Raw genomic sequence first — 7,726 nt, 5'->3', positions numbered from 1 at the left:
CGCGGTCGGTGATGTAGTCGCTCATCCGGTGCTCGTTGTCGGTGAAGTCGAAGGTCATCCGCAGCAGCGGCCGCCCGTAGACGTCGCGGTAGGTCGGATCGAGGTCGAGGTAGTTGCCGCGGTGGCTCATCACCGAGCCGTGGGTGGCGATCGACATGGCCCGGAGGTAGGACTTGGCGACCGCCCGCTTGAAGCCCGAGCCCCACTTGGGCGTGCCCTCGGGCGTTGGATGGGTCTCGATCGGCCGCGCGCCGGTCTGCACCACCCCGACATAGCCGCCGCCGATGAAGCCCTTGCCGGAGTGGTCGAAGTTGTCGCCGTTCCACTCGTCGAGGATCATCCCGTGGGCGCCGGCGCCGATGAACGGATTGAGGATCTTGTCGTCGAAGAAGACATTCACCGAAGAGACGATCTGGTAGGCGTAGTTCTTGCCGATCACCCCCTGCCCGGTCTGCGGATCGTAGGGCTTGCCGATGCCCGAGAGCAGCAGCAGCCGCACGTTGTGCAGGATGTAGGCGCAGAGCACGACGAGGTCGGCCGGCTGCTCGAACTCCTGGCCGGAGGCGTCGACGTAGGTGGCGCTGACCACGCGCTTGCCGGTCGAATCCAGGTTCAGCTTCACCACCTCGGACTCGGTCTTCAGCGTGAAGTTGGGCTTGCGCATCAGCACCGGCAGGATGGTCGTCTGGGCGCTGGACTTCGAATAGTTGCCGCAGCCGAACTTCTCGCAGAAGCCGCAGTAGGTGCAGGCTCCGAGCTGCACCCCCAGCGGATTGGTGTAGGGCCGCGACATGTTGGCGGCGGGGTGCGGGAACGGCTTGTGGCCGAGCCCGGCGGCGGCTTCGGCGAACAGCGTCGGCGGATAGGTCATCGCCAGCGGCGGGTTGGGGTACTCGCGCGAGCGGGGGCCCTCGAACGGGTTTCCGCCGGGCTGGATCTGGCCCTTCAGGTTGCCCGCCTTGCCGCTGGCCCCGCAGATGTATTCGAAGGTGTCGTAGTGCGGCTCCAGCTCCTGGTAGGTGACGCCCCAGTCCTGGATCGTCATGTCGTCGGGGACCGCGGCCTTGCCGTAGCGGCCGAGGTTGTGGGTTCGCGCGACGAAGTCGGAGGGCAGGAAGCGCCAGATCTGGCCGTTCCAGTGGACGCCTGCGCCGCCCACGTTGATCCCCGGCAGGAACGAGCCCAGCCGGCGCATCGGCAGCGCCGTCTGGCCGGCGTTGTTGCGGATGGTGAGCGTCTCGTGCGCCAGGGGCTCGCACAGCTCGTGTCGCCAGTAGTAGCGCAGCTCGTCCTGGTCGAAGGTGGGCGCAAAGTCGATCGGGGTGTCGCGCCAGGTCCCGCGCTCCAGCGCGAGCACGTTGAGGCCGGCCTCGGTCAGCTCCTGGGCGAGGATCGCGCCCGTCCAGCCGAACCCCACGACCAGCACATCGACGTTCGGCAGCCGCGTCGCCATCGCCGGTCCCTAGCTGCGGTTCCAGGCCGGCCGGCCCTTTAGGCCGACCGGCGGCAGGGGATAGGGCTTGCCGTGCTGGGAGACGAACGGCGTCTGGTCGTAGCGCGCGCCGGGGAAGCCGATCAGTTTCCAGCCCACCATGTCGCGGTTGCCGCCGTAGATCGGGTCGGACCAGAAGCCCTCCATGGTGTTCTGCAGCAGCATGTCGAAGAAGGTGACGCCGTCGACCCTCGAGAGCTGGACCTGACCCTTCTCCAGCCGGTGCAGGAAGGCGTCCTGGTCGGCGACGGCCAGCCTGGCGAAGCTTGCGGCCTTGCCCTCGTGGCCCACGGCGGCGTCGATGGCGCGGATGGCGGCGCGGTAGACCGCGGCCGGGGTGAGCCGGGTCTGGTAGCCCTGGGTGGAGGTCCCCGCTCCCCAGGGCCCCTGCATGTACCAGCGCTCGGCGCGGCCGAACTCGCCGGCGAGCTGGCGATCGATGAAAATGGCGACGCCGGCCTCCAGCGCGCCGGGGCCGAGCTCGTCCTTGGGGATCAGGCGCGCCACCACCGCCTCGATGAAGGCGGCCTCCGCGCCGGTGAAGAAGACATAGCCGCCGCCCGACGCGGGCCTCGGCGCATCGGCCGCGCCTTCGCGCCAGGGCGTCTCACCGCGGATCGCCGCAGGCGCGAGGGGAATCCCCGCGGCCGCCGCGATCACGCGCCTTCGGCTGAGCTTGCGGTTCGGCATCCCGTCGGTCCCATGGGCGCAGAATTGATCGTCACACGATCTGTTCCGCAGACCCGCGTTCACGATCCCGTGCGGCCGATAACGCTCAGGCTTGCGCTCGGTTCGAGCTCTCCGACTTCGGCTGGCGCAAGATGCGCGCGGTCTGGCCCTGGGCCTTGACCACGTCCTCGTCCTGCTGGTCGGGCATGAACACCGGCAGCGTCAGGCAGGCGCTCTGCACCGCCAGCACGCGGCTCCAGTTGGAGATCAGCTTCTTGTAGGCCTGGCCGACCTTCCGCGGGTTGCGGTCGAGGTCGTAGAGCCCGAGCGGATTGACCCGGCCGTTGTCCTCGCGCAGCGCGGTGTCCCAATCGACCTGGTCGGTGAGCGAGTACCAGGTGAAACCCAGCACCGGTATGCCCGCGTTGCGAATCCGCAGCACGTTGGCCCACTCCTTCCAGAGCCAGTAGACCGCCTCCTGGCCGGTCGGACCCTCCTCGATGTTGGTCTCGGTGTGCATCACCGGCAGCCCGTAGCGGCTGTGGTACTGGCGGGTGATCTCGTTGTAGCCGAACACCTCGCCGGACGCCGTGGTGGTCCCGTCCGCCCAGACCCGGTGCTCGTTGGTCCGGTAGTAATCGTTGCCCATCACGCAGTGGTGGCGCAGCGCCTGGTTCATGAAGAAGCCGTACTCGTCCGGCGTCATGCCGTTGTCCATCAGGAAGACGTAGGTCTGGGCGTCGACCTGGTGGGCGTAGTTGAGATCCAGCGAGAGGAACCGCTGGGCGTTGAACCGCTCGGCCAGCCCGATCGCCTCGGGGCTGTCGGCGTGGAAGTACTCCGAGGACTCGCTCTGCACGAAAAGCGCATCGGGGCGCACGTCGAGGATCGCTTCCATGGCGCAGACATTGGCCTTCACCAGGTGCTTGAGCGCGGTGACGAACGAGCGGTCGTCGGTCTTCTGCTCGTTCCACCAGCCCCAGCGGGCGGAGAAGGTCGCGCAGATGAACATCTCGTTGACCGGCGTGTAGAGCTGCACCCAGTCGAAGCGCTGGGCGAAGTCGCGCGCATAGCGCTGGAACAGCCGCGGGAAGTCCGGGTTCTGGAAGTTCCCGACCCAGTCGGGCACGCCGAAGTGGCACAGGTCGACGATCGGCAGGATGTTCTTCGCCTTGAGCGCGGCGAAGGTCTCGTCGGCGAAGCCCCAGTCGTACTTGCCCTCGCCCAGCCAGGTCCGGTGGATCGGCGGCCCGTAGCGCAGGAACCTCAGCCCGAGCTCCTGCACCAGCTCGAAGTCGGTCTTCCAGTGCTTGTAGAAGCCGCACTTCTCCAGCTCGTCCATGCGGCGCTTGCCGCCGTCGATGGTGGGGGCGCTGTTCTCGATGCCGGTGGCGAAGGCGAAATTGAACATCCGGGGCGCTCGCTGCGGTCCAGCCTCCTCGCCCCCCGGGCCGCAGAGAACCGGGGCGGGCGGGAAATCGATCCCGTCCGCCCCAGGCGACGCCCGACAAAGAGAAACGCAAACATCGTGCTACGATATGACTGGCGATGCAAGCCGTCGCGGCGCGCCGGCGGCGGAGCTCAGGCGCCGGAGCGGCCCGGTCGGGAGTTTCGGCGGGCGGGCAGCGATGCGCCCCGCCGGCCCCGCGCCCGGTCGGCGGCCTCGGCGAGCTCGGCCGCGCCGCGGCCGGCGGTTTCGTTGCGCGAATTGAGCAGCGCGGCGGTGTGGTCGGCGTCGTCCCGCGACAGCCCCGTCTGGGTCATGCCGGCGATCACCGCAGGTTCGCCCGCCTCACGGTCCCACACCGAATAGCCGGGCCCGTCGGCGCGCACGGAGAAGCGCTGTTCCATCGAGCGGCACCATCCACTGTTTCCGGGCCCGGCGCAAACCGCGCGGCAGCGCCTCGGGTGGTCACAACCAACCTCGGCCGCCTGCGTTGTCATTCCAGGTGACACTACGAGAGTGGATCGGATGCGCTTAGATCGACCGGGCCGGGCGCACTGCGCCGGCGCGCGGGCGGGGCTTTGGCTGTGGGTGCTTGCGCTCGCCGCGGCGCTGCCGCTGGCGGCCTGTGGCCGGGGCGGGCCGGCGCCGACGGCCGAGGCGCCGCTCAGGCAGGACCAGACGGAGCTGATCCTGAAGACGCTCGCCGATGCGCCGAGCCAGGGCTTCTCGCCCGCCCGGTTCCCCACCGCCGGGCTGGCCGAGGACCTGAAGTCCGACGACGGCGGCAAGCGGGCGGCGGCGCAGGCGCGGCTGAGCGGCGAGATCATCGCCTACGCCCGCGCCCAGCACGGGCTGGGGCTCGCGAAGTCGCAGATGGACCCGAACTGGGGCATGCGGCCGGCCAAGTACGATGCCCGCGACGAATTCCACGCGGCGCTGGCGCAGAACCGGCTGCAGGCCTGGCTGGACTCCCTGCCGCCGCCGGATCCCCGCTACCAGGTCCTGCGGCAGGGCTACCTCACCTACCTGAAGCTCGCCCAGCAGGGCGGCTGGCAGCCGGTGCCGGCCGGACCGCCGATGCGCCTCGGCAGCCGCGACCTGCGGGTCCAGGCGCTGCGCCAGCGGCTGGCCTTCGAGGACGCGGCCATCGCCCAGGCCGCCGGCGACCAGGACCGGGCCGCCCGGCCCTTCGACGCCGCCCTGGCCCAGGCGGTCGCCCGCTTCCAGGACCGGCACGGACTGAAGCCCACCGGGGTGGTGGACGACAAGACGCTGGCGGCGCTCAACGTGCCCGCCATCGCCCGGGCGGCGCAGATCCGCGCCAACCTGGAGCGCTGGCGCTGGGCGCCGCGCAATCCCTCGCCCACCCGCGTCGAGGTGAACAGCGTCGCCGGGACCTTCGACCTGTGGTGGGACGGCCAACCGGCCATGCACATGCTGGCCGCGGCCGGCAAGCCCGGCGACGAGACGCCGATCGTCGCCTCGGCGATCCACACCGTCGTGCTCAATCCGACCTGGAACGTGCCGGACTCCATCGCCCACGACGAGCTCTATCCGAAGGAGCAGGCGAATCCGGGCTACTTCGCCGCCCATCACTTCACGACCGAGGGCGGCCGGCTGGTGCAGCAGCCGGGGCCCGACAACGCGCTGGGCCGGGTCAAATTCCTGTTCGACAACCCCTATTCGATCTACCTGCACGACACCCCGGCCAAGGCGGCCTTCGACCAGGCGCAGCGCTCGGTGAGCCACGGCTGCGTGCGGCTGCAGCAGGCGATAGACCTGGCGAAGTTCCTGCTCGGCCGCGAGCTCGGCTGGCCGCCGGAGAAGGTCGACGAGGCGCTCTCGTCCACCGACACCCACAACGTCAGCCTGCCGCACCCCGTGCCGGTGGAGATCTTCTACTGGACCGCCTTCGTGCAGGGCGATCAGGTCTCGTTCCGCGACGACATCTACGGCTGGGACCAGGAGCTGTTGCGACAGCTTGACGCATCGCCGTCCAGCCACGCTTGATCTCCGCCGCCCCGGCTCTCAGGTGAAGACCCGAGTTTTGTGAGCGTCGCGGCCGTCCGGCCGTGCAAGCCGGGGAGTCCGCATGCAAGCAGCCCGACGTCAGGTCCTGTTCGGTTTCGGCGCCGCCGCCGCCGCCGTCGCGGTCCCCTCGATGCTGGACAGCGCCGTCCTGAAGCGCTCGCCGCTGGCCGCGCCCGCCGTGCACACCGACCAGACCCGAACGCTGGCCGCGCAAGCTTCCGACATCCGGCGCGTCTCGCTGCACAACCTGCACACCGGCGACATGTTCGACGAGGTCTATTGGCAAGAAGGCGCCTATGTGCCCGATGCGATGGCCGCCGCCCAGCACGCGCTGCGCGACTGGCGCAACGGCGAAGAGCACTTCATGGATCCGAAGCTGTTCGACCTGCTGCACAACCTGAACGCCAGGCTGGGAACGGCCCAGCCGTTCCAGATCATCTCGGGCTACCGCTCGCCGCAGACCAACGCCATGCTGCACGCCCGCTCGGAAGGCGTGGCGAGCCACAGCCAGCACATGCTCGGCAAGGCCTCCGATATCCGCGTGCAGGGGATCGAGCTGGCCAATCTGCACAAGGCGGCGCTGAGCCTGAAGGCCGGCGGCGTCGGCTTCTATCCGGTCTCCGACTTCGTCCACGTCGACGTGGCGCGCGTGCGCACCTGGCAGGGCGTCTAGAACACCTCGTCTCCCGCCGCGCTCGCGCGCCTGGCGGAAGCGTCGTCGGCAACGCGTGCGGCATCGCGCCATCTGCTGCGAACAGCGCAGCTCTGCCTTTGTAGCTGGCGAGGGATAGCGTCGATTCTATTCGGGGGATTTCGTGTCCGAGGCCACCTACGTCGCCTTCGTGCCCAAGGCCAAGCGCGCCAGGCTGCGCGCGCTGCTGCAGACCGAGGACATGGGCGAGCTCGCCTGGCGCGAACGCAAGCGCCTGTTCGGCAGCGACTTCTACTTCTCGGGTCCGCCCACCCTGGCCCGCCAGGCCCACGCCTACGTCACGAACTGGCTGAACGGCCACAGCCTCTAAGGGCCGGCCGACGGGAGGCGCAGCGGCGCCCGTGCGACCTTCTGGCCGCCTGGAGGCCCCTTCCGCGGCCCCGCCGCGAAGCCCATCTGTAGGGGCCAGTCGAGGCTCACGCCTATGCCGCTTCCCTCCTATTCCGACGTCTTCAAGCTCGACCACCAGCGGCCGCACGACGAGGACATCCGCGCGGGCGACACCGTACGCATGGGCGCCAATTTCCATCCGCACTATGCGGTGATCGCCGTGCACGGCGACAAGGCCTGGGTGCGCAATGTCCAGACCGGCGAGGACCACCTGGCCGAGCTGACGCGCTGCCGCAAGGTGGCGCACGAGGCCCTGGCGTTCGCGGCCGAATAGACGAATTCGCAAGGCTGGCGCCGCCCGCCCCAGAATGGCCGCACAAGGCCCCCATTGCGGCCCCGAGACTCGGCGCTTCTGTCGTTCGGCGACCGCTGGGCTGTGACCTCGGTCAAGGCGCTCCGACGCACGCCAACCAGACTTGCGGCGCCGAAATAGGCGCCGCCGCGCGCGCGACCGGAACCAACCGCGGCGCGAAGGATTTCAACGGGCGAGGGGGGTGACAAGTTCCCCTGCCTCTTCAGTTCGGCGATCGGCCCTCGGGAGACAGTCAAATGTCCGCATTCCAGGCCTACGGCGGATCCTACGAATACAACGGACGCGCCTTCAGCTGGCGCTGCTACGCCACCACCCGGGTTTACGAGGTGCGCATCAGCGATCACGTGCCGCACGGATCGGCGCCCAACGGCAAGTCATGGATCCATCGCAGCCGCCACAAGGGCGATGCGGAATTCGCCTGGCTCGTGGATGCCGGCGCCGAGCGGTTCTCCCACATCCTGCTGCAGGTGGACGCGCTCGGCCGCGCCGACGAGCGCCGCGAGGAGGCCCGCCCGGAGGCCGTGGCCTATTGAGCCGCCGCTGAGCGATATTGCCGGCTTGCGCCGCGCCCTTCGCTCCGCCACTGGACGCAGGGTGAGCCGCCATTCGCTGCGAGCGCGGAATCGGCGCGACCCGGCGAGATCGGACGTTCCGTTGCACGAGACCTTCACC

At 69.4% G+C, this 7,726-nt stretch carries 9 protein-coding genes; 5 read left to right on the top strand and 4 right to left on the bottom strand.

Annotated elements, in window-relative coordinates:
• The 4 genes from VLI41_RS06715 to VLI41_RS06700 all read right to left on the bottom strand — a co-directional run.
• Nucleotides 1-1,453: GMC family oxidoreductase (locus VLI41_RS06715; protein ID WP_325267294.1), on the bottom strand; the 1,453-nt coding region annotated here is incomplete at its 3' end.
• Nucleotides 1,454-1,462: 9 nt separating this feature from the next.
• Nucleotides 1,463-2,182: a gluconate 2-dehydrogenase subunit 3 family protein gene (locus tag VLI41_RS06710; protein WP_325267293.1), complete on the bottom strand. Its 720-nt coding sequence runs from the start codon at nt 2,180-2,182 to the stop codon at nt 1,463-1,465.
• A gap of 85 nt (nt 2,183-2,267) precedes the next feature.
• Complete coding sequence (locus VLI41_RS06705; RefSeq protein WP_325267292.1) at nt 2,268-3,572, bottom strand: family 1 glycosylhydrolase; 1,305 nt, start codon at nt 3,570-3,572, stop codon at nt 2,268-2,270.
• A gap of 170 nt (nt 3,573-3,742) precedes the next feature.
• Nucleotides 3,743-4,012 carry a hypothetical protein gene (locus tag VLI41_RS06700; protein WP_325267291.1) on the bottom strand — a complete coding sequence of 90 codons (270 nt, stop codon included), beginning with the start codon at nt 4,010-4,012 and terminating at the stop codon, nt 3,743-3,745.
• A 121-nt stretch (nt 4,013-4,133) separates the two neighbouring features.
• Here VLI41_RS06700 and VLI41_RS06695 point away from each other — a divergent pair, with 121 nt between their 5' ends.
• The 5 genes from VLI41_RS06695 to VLI41_RS06675 all read left to right on the top strand — a co-directional run bounded on the left by VLI41_RS06695 (nt 4,134) and on the right by VLI41_RS06675 (nt 7,587).
• Nucleotides 4,134-5,618 (top strand): L,D-transpeptidase family protein, encoded by a 1,485-nt coding sequence (locus tag VLI41_RS06695; RefSeq protein WP_325267290.1) that lies wholly within the window; start codon nt 4,134-4,136, stop codon nt 5,616-5,618.
• A gap of 82 nt (nt 5,619-5,700) precedes the next feature.
• Entirely contained in the window at nt 5,701-6,312 is a 612-nt protein-coding gene (locus VLI41_RS06690) for a DUF882 domain-containing protein (protein WP_325267289.1), read from the top strand.
• Between the two features lie 142 nt (nt 6,313-6,454).
• Complete coding sequence (locus tag VLI41_RS06685) at nt 6,455-6,661, top strand: hypothetical protein (RefSeq protein ID WP_325267288.1); 207 nt, start codon at nt 6,455-6,457, stop codon at nt 6,659-6,661.
• Between the two features lie 114 nt (nt 6,662-6,775).
• A complete protein-coding gene (locus VLI41_RS06680; protein ID WP_325267287.1) occupies nt 6,776-7,015 on the top strand; it encodes a hypothetical protein in 240 nt (79 codons plus the stop codon).
• Nucleotides 7,016-7,290: 275 nt separating this feature from the next.
• Nucleotides 7,291-7,587, top strand: a complete 297-nt coding sequence (locus VLI41_RS06675) for a hypothetical protein (protein ID WP_325267286.1) — start codon at nt 7,291-7,293, stop codon at nt 7,585-7,587.
• Nucleotides 7,588-7,726: the final 139 nt, after the last annotated feature.

Origin of the sequence: Phenylobacterium sp., assembly GCF_035475775.1 — a bacterium.
In the GTDB taxonomy this organism is placed as follows: Bacteria; Pseudomonadota; Alphaproteobacteria; order Caulobacterales; family Caulobacteraceae; genus Phenylobacterium.
This window is presented reverse-complemented; position numbering and strand designations above follow the sequence as displayed.